Source organism: Achromobacter sp. RT286_PF (assembly GCF_059760425.1).
Genome location: NZ_JCBAMR010000002.1, coordinates 323266 through 341011 on the forward strand (window position 1 = coordinate 323266; position 17746 = coordinate 341011).

Annotated in this window: 12 protein-coding genes; 5 read left to right on the top strand and 7 right to left on the bottom strand. The window is 64.4% G+C overall.

Annotated features, from left to right (window positions below):
* Positions 1–46: 46 nt before the first annotated feature.
* Together AC6LJY_RS03320 and AC6LJY_RS03325 are read left to right on the top strand one after the other, a co-directional pair.
* Positions 47–298, top strand: coding sequence for a YfhL family 4Fe-4S dicluster ferredoxin (locus AC6LJY_RS03320; protein WP_006221659.1), 252 nt, complete (start codon positions 47–49; stop codon positions 296–298).
* Positions 295–1509 carry a benzoate/H(+) symporter BenE family transporter gene (locus AC6LJY_RS03325; RefSeq protein ID WP_046807921.1) on the top strand — a complete coding sequence of 405 codons (1215 nt, stop codon included), beginning with the start codon at positions 295–297 and terminating at the stop codon, positions 1507–1509. The genes AC6LJY_RS03320 and AC6LJY_RS03325 overlap by 4 nt, the downstream gene beginning before the upstream one ends.
* Before the next feature lie 12 nt (positions 1510–1521).
* On the opposite strand, the gene AC6LJY_RS03330 is transcribed toward AC6LJY_RS03325, so the two are convergent.
* Both AC6LJY_RS03330 and AC6LJY_RS03335 read right to left on the bottom strand, forming a co-directional pair.
* Positions 1522–1908, bottom strand: a complete 387-nt coding sequence (locus AC6LJY_RS03330) for an MOSC N-terminal beta barrel domain-containing protein (protein ID WP_046807922.1) — start codon at positions 1906–1908, stop codon at positions 1522–1524.
* Positions 1905–4403, bottom strand: coding sequence for an AsmA family protein (locus tag AC6LJY_RS03335; RefSeq protein WP_498135292.1), 2499 nt, complete (start codon positions 4401–4403; stop codon positions 1905–1907). Before AC6LJY_RS03335 ends, AC6LJY_RS03330 begins: the two co-directional genes overlap by 4 nt.
* Before the next feature lie 418 nt (positions 4404–4821).
* Between AC6LJY_RS03335 and AC6LJY_RS03340 the strand changes: the two genes are divergently transcribed.
* On the top strand, positions 4822–6420 hold the full coding sequence (locus tag AC6LJY_RS03340) for an MDR family MFS transporter (RefSeq protein ID WP_046807924.1): 1599 nt from the start codon (positions 4822–4824) through the stop codon (positions 6418–6420).
* A 3-nt stretch (positions 6421–6423) separates the two neighbouring features.
* Positions 6424–6864, top strand: coding sequence for a MarR family winged helix-turn-helix transcriptional regulator (locus AC6LJY_RS03345; protein WP_314355582.1), 441 nt, complete (start codon positions 6424–6426; stop codon positions 6862–6864).
* A gap of 33 nt (positions 6865–6897) precedes the next feature.
* Here the strand turns inward: AC6LJY_RS03345 and AC6LJY_RS03350 are convergent, their stop codons facing one another.
* Together AC6LJY_RS03350 and AC6LJY_RS03355 are read right to left on the bottom strand one after the other, a co-directional pair.
* Positions 6898–10410, bottom strand: a complete 3513-nt coding sequence (locus AC6LJY_RS03350; protein WP_498135293.1) for a hybrid sensor histidine kinase/response regulator — start codon at positions 10408–10410, stop codon at positions 6898–6900.
* A gap of 77 nt (positions 10411–10487) precedes the next feature.
* Positions 10488–13208 (bottom strand): hybrid sensor histidine kinase/response regulator, encoded by a 2721-nt coding sequence (locus AC6LJY_RS03355; RefSeq protein WP_498135294.1) that lies wholly within the window; start codon positions 13206–13208, stop codon positions 10488–10490.
* A 197-nt stretch (positions 13209–13405) separates the two neighbouring features.
* On the opposite strand from AC6LJY_RS03355, the gene AC6LJY_RS03360 reads away from it, so the two are divergent.
* Positions 13406–14080, top strand: a complete 675-nt coding sequence (locus AC6LJY_RS03360) for a response regulator (RefSeq protein WP_448706727.1) — start codon at positions 13406–13408, stop codon at positions 14078–14080.
* Here AC6LJY_RS03360 and AC6LJY_RS03365 read toward each other — a convergent pair.
* From AC6LJY_RS03365 to AC6LJY_RS03375, 3 genes are all read right to left on the bottom strand, one after another.
* Positions 14077–15336, bottom strand: coding sequence for an EAL domain-containing protein (locus tag AC6LJY_RS03365; protein ID WP_498135295.1), 1260 nt, complete (start codon positions 15334–15336; stop codon positions 14077–14079). The two genes, AC6LJY_RS03360 and AC6LJY_RS03365, sit on opposite strands and share 4 nt — an antisense overlap.
* 66 nt (positions 15337–15402) lie before the next feature.
* The gene (locus AC6LJY_RS03370; protein WP_448706729.1) at positions 15403–16101 is read right to left on the bottom strand and encodes a response regulator; all 699 of its coding nucleotides are present in this window, start codon (positions 16099–16101) and stop codon (positions 15403–15405) included.
* Between the two features lie 137 nt (positions 16102–16238).
* On the bottom strand, positions 16239–17720 hold the full coding sequence (locus tag AC6LJY_RS03375; RefSeq protein ID WP_498135296.1) for a metal-dependent hydrolase family protein: 1482 nt from the start codon (positions 17718–17720) through the stop codon (positions 16239–16241).
* Positions 17721–17746 lie beyond the last annotated feature (26 nt).

A 17746-nucleotide genomic window follows, 5' to 3' on the forward strand; every position in this document is an offset into this window, starting at 1 on the left:
CGGCAGTACAATGGCAGCCGCCCCCGGCTTTACACCGTTGCCCACCATGGCCTTGCTCATCACCGAAGAATGCATCAATTGCGACGTTTGCGAGCCCCAGTGCCCGAACGACGCGATCTCCATGGGTGATGACTATTACGTCATCGACCCCGACAAATGCACCGAGTGCGTCGGCCATCACGACGAACCGCAGTGCAAGGTGGTGTGCCCGGTAGAGTGCATTGAACTGCACCCTCAGTGGAACGAAGGCCAAGAGCAGCTGATGGCCAAGTACCGCCGCCTGACCGGTGCCGCATGAGCGACGCCACGCAACACGGCATTCCCCTTCCCCCTGGTTCCCACCAAGCCCGCCGCGATGTCTCGGCATCGGCGATTGCCGCCGGCGTGGTCGCGGTGCTGGTCAGCTTCGGCGGCACCGCCGTGCTGATGGTGCAAGCGGGCCACGCAGCCGGGCTGGACGCCGCGCGCATCGGGTCGTGGATCGGTTCACTAAGCCTGGCATTCGGATTTGGCGGCGCGTTCTACAGCCTGCGCACCGGCCTGCCCATCGTGATGGCGTGGTCCACGCCCGGCGCGGCGCTGCTGGTGACCGCGCTGGTGGGCGTGCCGTTCAATGAAGCCATCGGCGCCTACATCCTGGCGGCCGGCCTGACGCTGGCCTGTGGCCTGTTCGGCTGGATCGACCCCATCCTGCGCCGCATTCCCGGTGAAATCGCCGCCGCCATGCTGGCCGGCGTGCTGCTTAACTTCGGCATGGGCATCTTCAGCAACGTTGCCAACCAGCCCGGCCTGGTGCTGGCCATGTGCGCCACGTACCTGTTGTGCCGACGCTGGGCGCCGCGCTATGCGGTGCTGCTGGTGATGATCGTTGCCATTGCGCTGGCCTTCGCGCTGGACATGATCCGGCTGGACCTGCTGGACTGGAGCCTGACGCAGTTCGTCTGGACCACGCCCGAGTTCAGCGCCCAGGCCGCCGTCAGCCTGGGCATTCCGCTGTTCGTCGTGGCCATGGCATCGCAGAACCTGCCCGGCTTGGCGATTCTGCAAGCGGCGGGCTATCGGCCACCAGCCTCGCGCATCGTGGCCGCCACGGGCTTTCTGGGCCTGCTGGCCGCGCCGTTTGGCGCGCACAGCGTCACCATGGGCGCGATCAGCGCCGCCATCTGCACCGGCCCCGAAGCGCATCACGACCCTTCGAAGCGCTACATCGCCGCCGCCACCTACGGCTTGGGCTATGTGGGCCTGAGCGTCGTGGCGGGCGCGGTAGCCGTGTTCTTCCAGGCCCTGCCCGCCGCCCTGCTGGCCGCGTTGGCCGGCTTGGCGCTGTTGGGCACGATCATGGGCGGCATGTCGGCCGCCATGGTCAACCCGCAACGACGCGAAGCCGCGCTCATCACCTTGCTGGCAACGGCGTCGGGCTTCAGTTTCTGGGGTATTGGGTCGGCCTTCTGGGGCCTGGTGGCGGGCCTGCTGGCCCATGCCGCGTTCGAGTTCAAGCGGCGTCAGTAAGGGCGCTGCCCTTCAGTCCGGCCAGGAGGCCACGGGCGTGTCGGGGTGCACCTTCATGATCCGGCAGGGCACCTGCACGAAGTTCGAGATCCAGGCCGCGGCCAGTTCCCCTTCGTCGATCACATCGATGGTCTGGTCGCCCACCTTCATGCTGTAGCGGACGCTGTCGTCGTCTTCGATAACGTCCAGCGGGATGTCCATGCGCAGCATGCCGGGCGCTTTCAACACCAGGTAGCCCAGGCGCAATTCCACCGCAACGTCGGCCAGCCGTGGGCACAGCTCACGATTCAGCCATTGGCCGGAATCGTTGGCGATGAGCCATTGGCGGTGATAGGCCGCGGCGGCCGGCTGCGCCGTGACGCCGCATTGCGCGATGGGTTGAAAGCTATCGGTGCTCATTTACCTAGCAGTCCTTTCAGGGCCTTGTCCACGGCCGCGCCGTTGCCGTTCTTGCCCGTGACGGCGTCGCGCAGCTTGTTTTCCAGGCTGCGCTTCAGGATGGCGCCGATGGCGTCTTTCCACAGCAGCGTGTACGTGGGCTTGTCGAACGGGCCCTTTATTTGCACGGGAATCGTCACGTCTTTCAGGTCGATCAGTTCCTGGCCTTCGGGGTTGGCCGCCGGGTTGACGACGCGCGCACGCGCCACCAGGTCCAGCTCGCTCTTGACGAAGTCGATGTTGGCCGGATCGCCCTGCGTCACGCGCAGCAGCGGCGACACGATGTTCAGGCGCTTGACGGCCGCCACGCCCTTGGTGAAGGCCAGGTCCGCGTCCATTTCCGAAAACTCGGTCTGCTTGCTGGTGTCGGCGGGCACGGTTTCGTCTTGCGATTCCGGCTTGAACGCCGCCTTCAGTTCGCGCAGCGTCTCGGTCAGGTTGATGCCCTTGACCGCGCCATCGCGCAGGCGCACCTGCATCGTGCCGCCCAGCGCACTCTTCATGGCGTAGGCATTGGCGCCGGCCGTCTTCAAGTCCAGCGCCAGGCTGCCCGTGCCGCTGAGCACGTTGCGGTTGGCCAGGTCCATCAACAACGGTTCGATCGCGATACCCGCCAGCGACATCTTGCTGGCCAGCTGGTTGCCTTGCGCCGCGTCCACCGACAATGCGCCCGCCAACTTGCCGCCGTACAGGCCGGCGGTCAGGCTGGAGATTTCCAGCTTGCCTTTGTCCAGCTTGACCACGGCGGCCACTTCATCCGCCTTCAGGCCACGCACCACCAGCTTGCCGACCTTCAACGTGCCGTTGACGCTGGGGCCAACCAGCGCGGACAGGTCGATGGTGTCGTCCACCGGCGCGGCAGGCGCGGGCGGCGCGGCGGGCTTGGAATCATCCTTCTTGCCATCGGCGGGGGGCTTGGGCGGCGCGGCCACCACGGGCGGCACCAGCTTGTCCAGGTCCAGCGTGTCCACCACCAGCGCGAACTTCACCGCAGGCGTTTGCGACAGCTTGGTGATGTCGGCGCTAAGGTCGAACTTGCCGCCTTCCAGCACGGCGTTGATCTTGCTGCTGGCCTGGTCTTTCAGCAGGTCGGCGTTCAGGCTGCCGATCACCGGAATCTGCAAGCTGCCCTTGGGCAAGCCCGGGTCGGTGATATTGACGTCGCCGCGCAGCGCCGACAAACCGCCGCTACGTTGCAACAGGTTCAAGGTCAGCGGCGATGCAAAATTCAGCTTCACGACGCGGTCGCCATTCTTGGACGTGCTGTCCAGCTTGGCTTCCTTGATGTCGAGTTCGGCGGCGTTGCCGCTGATGCCGTTCAGGCCAAAGCTGGCATCCAGGCCGCTGATGCGCACACGGCCGGTCAGCGCTTCACCGGTGGCCGACGTGGGCGAAATGTTCAGCGCGGGCGCGTCTACGGCGAATTCAAACGGGCGGTCGGCCGAGCCGCCCTTGGCACGCACGGCGAGTTTTTCGATTTGCAGCTGGCTCTTGTGCGGGTCGATCGCCAGCTTGGGCATGGCCACGCTGGCTTCCACATTGGTGGCGCGCGCGGCCGGGTCCGTGATGTCGCCCTGGAAAACCACTTCCAGGCCCGCCACGTCCAGCGCGGATTTCTGGCCGTTGAAGGCCAGGTTGCCGCGCACGGCCAGGCTTTTGGCCTCGGCGCCGGGCAGCTTGCCGTCCATGCGCAGGTCCAGCTTTTGCGCCGCGTAGCGCTTGGCGGACGGGTCCAGCGTCAACAGGGCCTGCCCCGTCAGGTTGGCGTCCACGCGCGGGTTGCCGCCTTCCACGCGCGCCGTCAGGCGCACATCAAAGGGTTGGTTGAACGTGACGCGGCCGGTATTGGCGTTGATTTTCGTGACCGCCACCGCCATGCCGGAAATCTCGTCCTGCAACTGCACTTCGCCGTCCTTCAAGTCCAGGCCGGCGATATCGATCTGCATGTTGTTGCGGTTGGCCGGCAAGGTGCCGCTGGTGATGGCCTGGGCCGCCGTCTGCGCCGCGCCCACCAGGGCTTCTGCCGGGTTGGATGGCGCGGTGGTGACGGTGGACGCGCCGCCGACCAGATTGCTGAAGTTGAATTGGCCGTCCTTGCCGCGCACCACCCGGGCCTTCAGGCCGCTGATGGCCACGTGGTCGACCACGAAGCTATTGGACAGCAACGGCCAGACGGCAACCGCCAGGCGCGTGCTTTCAATGGAAGCGAAGGTGTCCGTGCTGTTCGGCTCGGACAGCGACACGCCCTGCACGGACAAGCCGATGCGCGGAAAGAGCGATAGCTCGATCTCGCCGTCGATCGTCAATGTGCGGTGATAGCGTTCCTGCACAAGCTCTTCCAGCTTGTACTTGTACGCGTTGGGGTCGAATGTCAGCAAGAAGATGGCCAGGCCAACGACGGCCACGACAACCAACACAACCAGGCCTATCAAAATGCGCTTGAACCACGTTTTCATTGCTGCCCCGTCGGTACCTCGACTGGAAATTCTTGGATGCCGCCCACCGCGCAACGCGCGGGGATGGTGCTGTAGCGGCGGAAAACCCACGCGCCAGTTGGAGCTGTCTGCCTTTCAGGGCGAGCCCTCGCTCCTGCCGGAAGCTTGTGGCCGCGGCGTTTGGAAAGAGGATCTACCAAGGAAGGCGTGCTGAAGACGTTGGAATCACCAACGTGCAGATTTCGCTATCGTAACAAATCGGGCCGCCTTAAAGCGGCCTTGTCAGACCATGACACCAAAAACGCGATAAGTCATGGATGGAATTAATAACGGAGTGGGGTCACGAGACCCGTCCGCCCCGCCGTGAAGCTGACAATTTTCTGTCCGGCGGATTGTAGGACTAGAATGATTGATCCATCAATCATTGATACATCCAACAATGCCCGCCCCCACTCCCAGCACCCCGCATTCGCCCGGCCAGGTGCTTCCCTTCCGGCAGACGCTGCTGGCCATGCTGGGCATGTGCTTCGTCATGATGATGGTCGCTATCGACCAGACCGTGGTGGGCACCGCGCTGCCCACCATCGTGGCCGAGCTCAAGGGCTTTGAACTGTATGCGTGGGTTGCCACGTCGTACCTGCTGACCTCGGTGATCACCGTGCCGATCTTCGGCCGCCTGGGCGATTATTACGGCCGCAAGCCGTTCGTGGTGGCGGCCATCATTCTGTTCACGCTGGCATCAGCGCTATGCGGCGCGGCCGACAGCATGCTGACGCTGGTGCTGGCGCGCGCCTTGCAGGGCATCGGCGGCGGCATGCTGGTGGGCACCGCGTTCGCCTCGATCCCCGACCTGTTCCCCGACCCGCACGTGCGCCTGCGCTGGCAGGTCATGCTCAGTTCCGCCTTCGGCATCGCCAACGCGGTCGGCCCCACGCTGGGCGGCGCGCTGACCGAGCACTATGGCTGGCGATCGGTGTTCTACGTGAACCTGCCTATCGGCATCCTGGGCCTGTGGTTCGTATCGCGCTACCTGCCGCACCTGCGCAATCACACGTCCGGCAAAGTGCGGCTGGACTGGCAAGGCGCGCTGCTGATCGCGCTGGCGCTGGGCAGCCTGCAACTGCTGGTCGAGCTGCTGCCCAAGGAAGGGTTCAGCGGGCCCATCGTGCTGCTGGGCGCGGGCAGCATTGCCGCGTTCGGCCTGCTGATCTGGTGGGAAAAGCGTTGCCCGCATCCGCTCTTGCCGCTGGACATGTTCCGCAATCGCGGCCTGGCCACGCTGTTCACGCTGGCGCTGCTGGTGGGCGTGACGATGTATTCGCTGCTGTTCTACGCGCCCTTGCTGCTGCAAGGCGGCTTTGGCCTGTCGCCGCAGGACGCGGGGCTGTTGATTACGCCGATGGTCGTTTTCATCACGGTAGGCAGCATCATCAACGGCCGCATCATCACGCGTATCCGCAACCCCAACCGCATGCTGTATGCGGGCTTTTTGCTGATGGCGCTGTCCTGTATGGGCATTGTCACCACGCACAACTACACGTCGCATGTGCTGATTGGCGCGTACATGCTGATGGCCGGCCTGGGCATGGGGTTCATCATGCCCAACCTGACCGTGTTCGCGCAGCAGACGGCGGGCCGCACGCACCTGGGCATCGCCACGGCGCTGTTGCAGTCGCTGCGCATGATCGGCGGCATGCTGGGCACGGCGGTCGTGGGCACCATGGTCAGCCACAGCTATTTCAGCGGCGTCGAGTCCACGCTGCGCGGCGCGTCGGCGCAATGGCTGCCTGAATTGAACGACCCGCAGATGCTGGTGAACCCCGCAGCCCAGACACAGTTCCTGGCACAATTGGCGCATCAAGGCCAGGACGGCACGTCGCTGATCGAGATCGCGCGAGTCGCGCTGGTGGGCGCCATCCATGAAGGCCAGCTCATCGCGCTGGCCGTCGCCATCTTCGCGCTCTGGTGCGTGCGACGCGTGCCGCTGGTGCAACTGGCCCGCCCCACCAAGGCGGAGCCCGCTGGCGTCGGAGAATAGCTTTTGCCCAGACAACAACAAGGCCTGCAAGTCATCCAGCACATGGGGCAGACGTACCGCGTCATGCAAAGCGCATTCAGCAGCAAGGTCGGCCACGCCCTGCCCCGCTGGCGCATCCTGCTGGCGTTGCATGAGAACGGACAGTGTTCGCAGAAGCACCTGGCCGAACGCTGCCGGCTGGACCCGGCATCACTGACCCGGCAATTGCAGGCGATGCAGAAGCTGGGCTGGATTTCGCGCGCCGTGGATGCCCAGGACAACCGGCTGACCAATGCCACGCTGACCGCCACAGGGCAGGCGGTGGTGAACGAAGCGCTGCCTAAACGGGCAGCGTTTTTCGAAGAGGCGTTGAAGGGGTTGTCAGCGGCGGATGTGGACACGCTGAACCGGGTGCTGAGCGTGCTGGAGTCGAATTTCTTGAGGGCGGCGGGGGATAGGGGGTAAGGGATAAGGCGGGGGCTGAAGCCGTGCACGGCTTCAGGTTCGCTTGATGTTCATTGCCCCCGACGCGTCTTGCCTGCCGAGCGGCTGCGCGTCCAAACCCGCCCGCAGCGTTCTTGCCAGCCGCGCCAGGCGCGCGGCGTCCGTTTTTTCCTGGCCGGCGTCCAGCAGCGCAATGATTTGATCAGCCAGGTCGATCAGCGTCGACGGCGCTTGCCGCGCAACGCCCAGCAGCGCGTCCGCCAACTCGCGGATATCGTCCGCGCAGGCGCGCGCTCCCTTTGCGGATAGCGACCAACCCAGTGCCGTGCAGCGCTGCGCGATGTCGCTCAGCCCAAACACGGCGCACGCGCCGCCCAACGAATGCAGTTCCGCCAGCAATCCGGGCACATCTTCGTTGCGCAGACCTTGGTGCAGCGTCTGCACGCCGTCCAGACAGGATTGGACAAACGCTTGCCGGGTCTCATCGGCCATGGGTCGGCCACCCAGCAAACTACCGTCAGAGACCGCCTCGCGCCGCAGAGGGGGCAGCCCCGCGATCTCGGACAACGCTTGAGCCAGATCGGCCAGCGACAACGGCTTGCCCAGCACGCGCGCCATGCCCGCGCGTTCGCCCTCTTCACGTTGTTGCGGCGTCACGTTGGCAGTCGCGGCCATCACCGGCATGGCGGGCCATCGCTGCCGCACTTGCCGCGCCAGCGCGAAGCCGTCCTCGCCCGGCATGGAAAGGTCCGTCACTAACACGTCAAACGTGTCCCGCTCCAGGCAGGACAACGCCTCTTGTGCATCCGTGACCGCCGTGGGGACGCAGCCCAGCAGCGCCAGCTGCTCTTCGAACAATTTGCGGTTCACGGCGTTATCTTCCGCCACCAGCACTTTCAAGCGCTTGCCCAGCACCATGCCTTGCGCTCTAAGCTCGGACAGCGGGCGCCCTTGTAGGGCATATCGCAAGCCGTTCGCCAGTCCCTGCAACCCGAAGACGGACGCATTGACGATGCGTCCGCGCGCCGCGGGCTGAGCCGGCCCATCCTGGGCGCAGTCCACCACCCACGACGCCTCCTGCACCAGCCTGTCTTCGTCATCGGCATGCCAGGTCTGGCGGTCTCCCCAAAAGATCAGCGCCTGGGCATCCCCCGCGTCATCCAAAGTGATCAGCGCCGGATGCGGATAGCCATGCACCCGCAGTCCCCATGCCATCAGCGCGCGGCTCAACCGAGACCGCCATTCCGGCGACGCCACCACCAGCAGCACGGTCTGCCCGTCGAAATGCGGTGTCTCACCCACCGGCGTATCGGCGCGCACCGGCAGCCGCAAGGTAAAGCGGCTGCCGACGCCGGATTGGCTATGCACATCCAACCGGCCGCCCATCGCCTGCGCCAGACGACGCGACAACGCCAGCCCCAGACCGGTTCCGCCGAACCGCCGGTTGATCGTCGAATCCGCCTGACTGAAATCCTGGAACAAGCGCGACACCTGCTCGGCGTTCATCCCGATCCCTGTGTCTTCGACCTCGATCAGCATGCGCGATGTCTCGTCGTCGCGCGACAGGCGCAACGTGACTTGGCCTCGGTCGGTAAATTTGATGGCGTTGGACAACAGGTTGTTGATCACCTGTCGCAGCCGCGCGGGGTCGCCATGCAGGGGAACGGAGACGGCTTCACCCAGCTCGCCCGCCAGCGCCAGGCCTTTGGCCGCCGCCACCGGGGCAAAGACGATCAGGCTGTGCGAGGCTAACGCCAGGGCGTCGAACTCCTGGTCTTCCAACTGAAGCTCACCCGCTTCGATCTTGGAGAAGTCCAGCACATCGCTCACCACAGTCAGCAAACCATCCGAGGCGTTGCGAATGATGTTCAGACGGTCGCGTTGCCAATCGTCCAGGGGGGAATACGCCAACAGCTCCAGGTTTCCCAACACCGCATTCAGCGGCGTACGTATCTCGTGGCTCATGGCCGCCAGAAACGCCGACTTCGCCGCATTGGCGGAGTCGGCGGCCTGCCGCGCCACGCGCAGCCCCTGTTCCAGCTGCTTGCCGGCAGTGACATCCGTGAACGCGGTCACCAGCACTTCCTCGTCCTGGTACCGGGCGCGCACCATGCTGACCGACAGATCCAGGCGCTGGCCGTCGCGCGTGTGAAAGGTCAAGTCGTCCTTGATGAGCGATCCCTGGCTTGGCGAGTGCGATCCGGGCGGCGCGGCGCCTGCGGCAAGACGCTCGTGCTGCAAGTAATACCGGGACAGCACATAGGAAAGACTGGGGCCGTCGACCACGACGCGATCGGCCGTTTCGATCATGGCAGGGCTGCGCAGCAATGGCTGGCCACTGTGCACCGTGATCAGCCCCAGCCCGACCGGCGCCGTCTCGACCAGCGTCCCACTCAATTGCTCGCTGTCGAAAACCCGTTGCGACTGACGCACCGCCGGTACGAACACACGCCATTTGACCAGCAACAGCAATACCCAGGTCAGCGCGATGATGGCGGCTGATGTCAGCGCGGCAAGAATCACCTGCGGGCGCACCCCCGCCGCTATTTCCCGCCAGGACTGCGCATGCACCAGCGTGCGCCCCGATGGCGCCAACGGCCATGCGGAAAGGACGTATCCGTTCTTGAACACCGTCTGCGCGCTCTTGCCCAGGCCGGCGGCCACCGACTCGCCGGCAAGCCGCTGTAGCTCGGCAGCCGGCGCGCCCGGGCGGGCGACAACCAGTGAACCGTCAGCCGCAAGCACCATGCTGGTGCCTGCAAAGCTGGTTTCTGGAAGGCTCGCCGCCAACGTGCCCAGGGGCATTTCATACACCAAGGTTCCGATTGGTTCGCCGTTCGCGGCCCACAACTGCGTAGCGATGCGCTCGGCTTGGCGGCCGGTCAGCGGACTTTGATACGGGGGCAACCACTGAAGCCGCGGCCCTCGGCTTGCCGCATTTCGCCAGCCGCCTTCGGGCGCTGCAATAGGCGCGCCGTCCGACGAGGTCAGCGCCGCGAACAGGGCGCCCCGGTCGGCCGTCACCTTGTCCTGCCACGCAACGCCGCCCCAGGGCAGCACCGACATGACCAGAGTCTGGCGGTCCGGACTATAGAGGTACACGGCTAGCTCGCCCGCATTGCGCGCGGCGATGACGGCGGTTGTCCCGGCCATTTTTTTCGCCAGCCCGACGTAGCCCCATGCCTTGTCGGCGCCATCCGGCGCGTTGTTGCGCAACACCAGCAACGGCGGACCATCCGGGTCGGGCTGCACCCGCAACGCCCCTGTCTGCCCGAATGACGGCTCGCCGCCCTGCCCGTCCGCGGCCGCATCTTGCCAAGCCAGTTCTATGTTCTGTGCGCTGTTGCGTAGTGTTGCCACCGTCCGGGTGGTCAAGTCCAACGATCCGCGCACGTCGATCGAGACTTCTTCTTTCATGCGTGCAAGATACGCATTGATGGACGCCGCGACATCGATCACACCCGCCGCCAATACCACCACGGTGATGGCGGTGGCGCCCCCCATGACCAGCACCTGCTGATAACGGCGCAGGCGGGCCAGTAAACTGCCTTGTTCGGATGTGGTCATGTCGCTTGTTCCAGGACGGCGCCGGCCTATGTCTCCGGACAGGCCTGTGCGCGGTCGATTATGACGTGAGGCTTGCCTTATGGGGAAGAGGCGCGGGCCAAGCCTTCCTGTAAGGCATCCAGCCATTGCCCCGCCGCGTCCAGCCCGCCGCCGGCCTTCAGACAGGCTTCGGCATCCGCGGCAAATCGGCTCAGGCCATGGGCTCCGAACGCATCCAGCATCCCGCGAAGCTTGTGCAGGTGCGCCAGCAGTTGCGCCGTGTCCTCCGCTTGCCGGCCCATGCCGATCTCGGCCAAGGACGTTACGCAGGCTTCGCGGAACGTGCGCTTGAGCTCTTCGCTCATTGGGCGCCCTGCCAGGAAGCCGCTCGCGCCGTCCACCTGCAACGTCCGGCAGTGCACGCCGGTGACTGCCGACAGCGCCTGCGCAAGCCGGTCCAGCGGCAAGGGCTTGCTCAGCGCCAGCGCCATGCCCGCCTGCCGACAGCGGCGCTGGTCTTGGGGCGTTATGTTGGCGCTGGCCGCCACGATCGGCATGCCTGGCCAACGCGCTTGAACAAGCTGCGCAAGCGCATAGCCGTCCATCCCTGGCATGGCAAGGTCCGTCAGCAGGACATCGAAGGGCCCCTGTTCCAGGCATTGCACCGCTTGCGCGCCGCCCTCCACCGAAGTTGGGGCGCAATCCAGCAGCCTGATCTGTTCGGCGAACAGCTGGCGGTTCACGGCGTCGTCTTCCACCACCAACACGCGCAAGCGGCGGGCCAACACCGGGCGGCGCAGGTCAGGCGCCCTTAGCGGACAAGCCTCCAGGGCATGCTTCAACCCACTCTCCAACCCCTTGAGGCCGAACGTAGAGACACTCAGCACCCTGCCCATCGCCACGGGGTCCACAGGTCCGTCCGCGTCACAATCAATGACCCAGCGCGCCTGCTCCACCAAGCGGTTCTCGTCCTCGGGAGGCCAGGCATGCCGTTCGCCCCACAACACCACCGCCGCCATGTCGTCCAGCGATTCCGCCGGCAATAGGCCCGGATGCGCATAGCAACGGACGTCCAGGCCCCACGCGCGCAGGATGCGCCCCAGCTCGCTGCGCACCGACGGTGCCTCGGCAAGCAACGCCACCTGCTGCCCCTTGAAACGCGGCGTCTGGTGATATTCACGGCACTCCCCAAGCGGCAAGCGCAACGTAAAGCAGCTACCTTGCCCGGCTTCGCTTTGCGCGGACAGCACGCCGCCCATCGCCTGGGCCAGGCGTGAACAAAGCGCCAAACCCAGCCCCGTTCCGCCAAACCGCCGATTGATCGTCGGGTCGGCCTGGCTGAACGCACGGAACAAATCCGCCATCTGTTCCGGCGACATGCCGATGCCCGTGTCTTGAACTTGCACCATCAAAACGCCCTGCCCTGCATCGAAGGACAGGCGTAGCGTGATCGTCCCCCGCTCAGTGAACTTGACGGCGTTGGACAGCAAATTGTTGATGATCTGCGCCAGCCGGGTGGGATCACCGCGCATGGGAAACGTCACGGCGTGGCCCAGTTGGCCGACCAGCGTCAAGCCCTTATTGCGCGCCACCGGCGCAAACATCCTCAGCGCGTGCGACGCGACTTCCAGTACGTCGAAGTCGATGGCCTCAAGCTGCAACTCTCCCGCCTCGACTTTCGAGAAATCCAATACATCGCTGACAATCGCAAGCAGCCCGTCGGAAGACGTTCGGATCGTGCGCAAGCGGTCGCGCTGCGCCGCATCCAGCGTCGAATACGACAACAGTTCCAGGTTGCCCAGCATGGCGTTCAGCGGGGTGCGAATCTCATGGCTCATTGCAGCAAGAAATGCGGACTTCGCGGCATTGGCTTTGTCCGCGGCCTGCTGTGCCTTGCGCAGCTGTTGTTCCAGGCTGTTTTTCGCCGTCACATCCGTAAACGCGGTCACCAGCACGTTCCTGCCCTGATAGCGCGCCCGCACCATGCTGACCGACAAGTCCACGCCAATCCGGTCCCGCGTTTCAAACCGGAGGTCCTCGTTGAATGTGCCGTGTCGCCAGCTGATATCTCCACGCGCCACATGTGCCTTGTGCAACTGCACGCAGGCCTCGGGCAGCGTGCGGTCGCCGGGCGCGATGCGCGCGGCGATCTCCGCCATCGCGGGGCTGCGCAGCAGCACTTCGCCGGTGTCCAGCGATATCAGTCCCAGTCCGACCGGTGCGGTGTCTATCAGTGTCCGGTTCAGCTTTTCGCCTTCGTAAACACGCCGGGACCAGTCCAGCAATGGACGGAACACGCGCAGCTTCAGGGAAATCAGCAGCAACCACATCATGAACAACGTGGGCAAGGTCAGCATAAGATCCACGACCACATCCTCGCGGACGGCCTGCACAATGCTGCTGAAGGCATACGCATACACCAGCACCGAACTATCGTTCAGCGGCTGAGAGATCAGGAACAGCCCCGGCTCATGCCAGTCCTTGGGCCCGTCGTTACCTTCGCGCGCCACGCGTCGAAGCGTATCCGTCGAAGGCGCCCGTTCGTCGGCGCAACAGTCGCCCACCGCGGCAATCGCTATTCCGTCGGTGCCGACGATCATCGCCATGCCCCGCATGCCCGTAAACCGCGCCGGTTCGGCAAGCGCCGCGCTTCCAAACTTCGCCACCATCGCGTGACCCAGCGCGAAAGCCCGCCGCTGGGCCTCCATCTGGGCGTCGACGCCTACGTGCACCCCCACGCCAAGAATCATCAAGGCGATAAGCGTGCTTAACAGGCCGCCGCCAAACAACAGGCGCCGCTGGTAGTGGCGAAGGTTCATCAGGGTTATAAGATTGCTGTCGGACGCCAATTGCACTGCCCCGGGAGCCCTTGCAGGCGCCCCTTCCATGTCATGTCATGTCAAAAAAATGATGCCGCCAGGCGCCACGCGCCAGACGGCGGCGCGGCAACAGCGGATTACGCTATATTCGATTTCTTCTTTTCTGACTCGCGGCCCATGCGGGCCGGCCCGTATCCATGAAGATTCGTGTCCTGCTCGCCGATGACCATCCCGCCCTGTTATCGGGCATCCAGCATGAACTGGGTCAGATCCCTTCGATTGCCATTCAAGGCACCGCTCGCGATTCCGGCCAACTCATCCAGCTGCTGAACAACATGCCGTGCGATGTCCTGGTCACCGACTACGCCATGCCCGGCGGCGCCCATGGCGACGGCATCGCCTTTGTGTCGTACCTGCGACGCCACTTCCCCGACCTTAAAATCGTGGTCTTCACGATGCTGGATAACACCGCCATCGTGCAGGAGCTCTCCAAGCTGGGCGTGCATTCGGTGTTGGGCAAGGCGCGAGAAACCAGCCATCTGATTTCTGCCATTCATGCGGTCTACGCCGGCGCCCGGTACTTTCCTTCCGAATCGGCGAGCCGACCTTCAACCCTGTCAAGCAACGTCGGCCCCAGCGGCCCCGATCTGACCAAGCGCGAACTGGAAGTTGTCCGGCTCTATGTGTCGGGCATGTCCATCAACGAAATCGCCGCGCAGCTCAGTCGGTCCAAGCAAACCATCAGCTCTCAGAAAAGCAGCGCCATGCGCAAACTTGGCATCGATCGGGACGCGGATTTGTTTCGCTTCGCCTTTGAAACCGGTATTGCCGTGACGTCGGATTCCGGTGACAACCAAACAGAGCCCGGCTAACGCCGCGCAGAGGCGTCCGAGGATGCCGATAGCATTTCATCCACGAACGCGCCCATCTCCATGGGGCGCGCCAAGCCGAACCCCTGGCCGATCAAGCAGCCCAACGATCGCAGCAGGCTAGCTTGTTCCGGCGTTTCAACGCCCTCGGCAACCACCGCCAGGCCCATTGCGCGCCCCAGCCCCAATGCGGCCGATACGACGGCATGAGAGGCCGGCTGGGATTGAATCCGCTGCACGAAGGTCTGATCGATCTTGATCTCGTTGAACGGCAGGCGGCTTAAGCGATCGAGGTTGGACGCGCCCGTTCCGAAGTCGTCCATGCTGACGCCAAACCCGCAAGCGCGCAGCCGTTGCAGCCCGGCCTCCAGCGCCGTCTTGTCCTGGACGGTTTCTGTCTCGGTGATCTCAATAGTGATCTGATCCGGGGCAATTCCCCGCCGTAGCGTGCGTTGTTCCAGACTGAGCGCCACGCCGGGCAGAGATAACGTGGACACGGCCGCATTGACCGAGATTCGCACGGACACACCGCGCTCGGCCAACCGCATCTGCACGTCCAGCACACGCTCCGTGATGACGTGAAAGAGTATCGAGTCCAGGGAAAGGCGGCTGATGGCTTGCACGACCTCTGACGCCGGGATTTCTCCCGCCCGAGGATGGCGCCATCGCGTCAACGCTTCGGCGCCCAGGATCTTTCCCGTGTTCAAGTCCACCTGCGGCTGGAACACCACGCGAACCCCGTCTTCGGCGTTCAGGGCCAATATCAGGTCTGCATCGTCGAATCGGGGCGCCACCGCGTCTTCCCCGTCATCCCCGCCTGCCAGACGGCAAAGCGAGGCAGCGACGCCGGTGGCGGTGGTTGCGGGGGTCGCAATGTCCAGCGCCCCGCCCGCGGTGCGAAAGGAATCAGCGCACGCATCCAGAATGCTCAACGGCAGATCGCTGATCCACAACACCGCGGGCAGGCGTGGCAGCGTGCCCGCTTCGAATTCACGTTGAAGACGGGCAGGCAATTGCAAGCCCTCGCAGGGAACGCCACGCACCTCGCACAGAACCACATCGGCATCCTGTTGGCCCAGCGCTTCCATCAGCGTTTCAAGCCCGTTGGCGGATCGCGCTTCGCGCAGCACGCCGCTGCCCAGCAGCGCGTCCAACGCGTCGGAAGACAAGGGCGCCGGACCGAGCGTAATCAGCGCCAGCCCCGGCGCATGCCCCCACGAAGAAGCGGGTAGCGGAAGAATCGTATTGAAGTCTCGCATAGTGAACCCAGTATGATCCGACGCCCATGGCCGAACAATCGGACCAGTACCAAAACCGCTTGCACGCTATTGCGGTTGAATTCGCACATTGGCCTCGGTATGGTCTTCGTTCTGCGTGCCCCCCTCGGTCAGCAACCCGATTTCGTACGCGAAGCGAAAAAGCTCCACGTCGCGTTCAATACCCAGCTTGCGCATTGCGCTGGTTTTCTGCGAACTGATCGTCTGCTTGCTGCGGTTGAACTGGCTTGCAATCTGGTTGATCGACACACCCGATACATACAGGCGCACCACCTCCGTCTCGCGCCGGGTCAACCTTTGCGCAGAAGCCGTCTGCGCTGCCTGGCCCACCGATGCCGACGACGACCGGAACTTGGGAGAAAAATAGGTTGCTCCGGCATACACCGCGTGGATCGCGGAAATCAGGTGCCCGATCACGTCGACTTTGCTCAGTACCGCGTGAGCGCCGATCTTGACCATCTCGGCCACCATCGCCCGGTTGTCGATCGTCGTGAACACAATGATCTTCAAGTCGGGATAGCGGCGGCGCAGGAACGACAGCATGGTCATCCCGTCACCGAACTCTCCACCGGGCATGACGTAATCGGTCACCAGCACATCACAGGGCGACTTCGCCAGCAGCTCGAATATCTCCGTGGAATTGCTGGCGGTTCCCGCAATAGCGATGGTGTGGAACTCCGCCAGTTCATGCTTGACGCCGGTGATCAAGGCGGGATGATCATCGGCGATGATGAGGGATATTTTCATGGTGCATCTGCGCTCTCGGGATGGAGAGGCCCAAATGCAGCCAATGTAGTATTCGTCTTGCCCGGTTTCCTTCGTACTTGTCCGTCAATGCGCAGGGACGATACAGACCAGTACGAAATCCGCAAACAGGGCGCGCGTCACCCCTGGGCTTGTTTACAGATTCGGCCGTCCTTCATGATCAGTACCAGGCTCTGGTCTGGACGCGCCAGCAATTGAAGGTCTTCCAGCGGATTGCCATCCACCAGCAACAGATCCGCCATGGCGCCCGCCTGCACCACGCCCAGCTTGCCCGGGTAAGGGTTACGTGGCCCGGACAACGCGCACAGCGCGCCGTTGACGCTGGTGGCCATCCGCAAGACATCGGCCGCGCCGTACCACCGGCTCATCTTGGCCAACTGCGCCCCTTGGCGCGTCGCCAGCCGGGCATCGAACAGCGTGTCCGTGCCCCACGCCGTTTTGATGCCCAGCCGCTGCGCCAGCTCAAATGCCCGATCGGTGCCGCGCACCATCGTCAATTGCTTTTGCCGCGACGCCGGCGATTGCGTTGGCACCGCGTCCTCGTCGTCCAGAAATGGCTGCAAGCACCACCACACACCCAGGTCCGCCATCCGCCGCGCGGTTTCTTCGTCAATCAGATGGCCGTGTTCGATGCAGCGAACCCCCGCGTCCAGCGCCATGCCGACCGCGCGCGATGTGTACGCATGCACGGTCACGTATGTGCCCCAATTCTCGGCCGCGGTGACGGCCGCCTTCAGCTCTTGCAGCGACCCCTCGGTGACATCCAGCGCGTCATAGGACGACATCACGCCGCCGCCCGCCATGTACTTCAATTGGGACGCGCCCCGCATTAGCTGCTCGCGGGCACGCAGCAGAACCTGGTCCGAGCCGTCGCAGATGGCGGTGACGCCCACATTCTCGGCGTAGGTCAGGCCCGCCTCCGGCGACCGGGGCAGATCGGACAGCAGGCGAAAGTCGCCGTGGCCCGACGTCTGGCTCAGGAAGGCGCCCGACGGATAGATGCGCGGCCCCGGAATCAGCGCCTCGTCGATAGCCCGCTTCAGGCCGAAGGCGGGACCGCCCATGTCCCGCACCGTGGTGAAGCCGCGCATCAGCGTGGCCCCCGCCTCGACCACGGCCAAGGTGTGTACGTAGTTGAAGTCCGACGTCATGGCCATGAGTATGCTGGGCCGCGCCAGGATCGAATGCCAATGGGCATCGATCAGGCCGGGCATCAGCACGGCGCCCTTGCCGTCAATCAAGCGGCAACCTTCCGGCAACGGCAGTGACTGTGGTTCCACGGCCGTGATCCGCGACCCTTGCACCACCACGCGCATGCCGGTCAGCAATTGATCCGACACGCCATCGAAGATGCGTACATTGACGAAGGCAGATGGCGCGCTTGCTGCATCAGCCGGCGCTGCGGCGGCGTGCGACGCGATACCACCAGCGACGCCGGGGCTTGCGGCATGCGAGGCCACACCGGCGGTTGCGGTTGTGGTCGCCCCCGACACGGCTTCGTGGACGGCGTACAAGGCATTGATCCGAGCAGCCGCGGGATGATGACAGCCGCAATGGACGGCGCTCAGCCGGTTGATGGACGCTGAATCCACATCGAACATAAGGACGACTCCAGAGTTTCAATCAT

Bases quoted from the DNA above. Each gene is read 5' to 3' on its own strand.
- AC6LJY_RS03365 (WP_498135295.1), bottom strand. From the start codon at position 15,336: ATGCGAGACTTCAATACGATTCTTCCGCTACCCGCTTCTTCGTGGGGG.
- AC6LJY_RS03375 (WP_498135296.1), bottom strand. From the start codon at position 17,720: ATGTTCGATGTGGATTCAGCGTCCATCAACCGGCTGAGCGCCGTCCAT.
- AC6LJY_RS03330 (WP_046807922.1), bottom strand. From the start codon at position 1,908: ATGAGCACCGATAGCTTTCAACCCATCGCGCAATGCGGCGTCACGGCG.
- AC6LJY_RS03355 (WP_498135294.1), bottom strand. From the start codon at position 13,208: ATGAACCTTCGCCACTACCAGCGGCGCCTGTTGTTTGGCGGCGGCCTG.
- AC6LJY_RS03335 (WP_498135292.1), bottom strand. From the start codon at position 4,403: ATGAAAACGTGGTTCAAGCGCATTTTGATAGGCCTGGTTGTGTTGGTT.
- AC6LJY_RS03360 (WP_448706727.1), top strand. From the start codon at position 13,406: ATGAAGATTCGTGTCCTGCTCGCCGATGACCATCCCGCCCTGTTATCG.
- AC6LJY_RS03370 (WP_448706729.1), bottom strand. From the start codon at position 16,101: ATGAAAATATCCCTCATCATCGCCGATGATCATCCCGCCTTGATCACC.
- AC6LJY_RS03350 (WP_498135293.1), bottom strand. From the start codon at position 10,410: ATGACCACATCCGAACAAGGCAGTTTACTGGCCCGCCTGCGCCGTTAT.
- AC6LJY_RS03320 (WP_006221659.1), top strand. From the start codon at position 47: ATGGCCTTGCTCATCACCGAAGAATGCATCAATTGCGACGTTTGCGAG.
- AC6LJY_RS03340 (WP_046807924.1), top strand. From the start codon at position 4,822: ATGCCCGCCCCCACTCCCAGCACCCCGCATTCGCCCGGCCAGGTGCTT.
- AC6LJY_RS03325 (WP_046807921.1), top strand. From the start codon at position 295: ATGAGCGACGCCACGCAACACGGCATTCCCCTTCCCCCTGGTTCCCAC.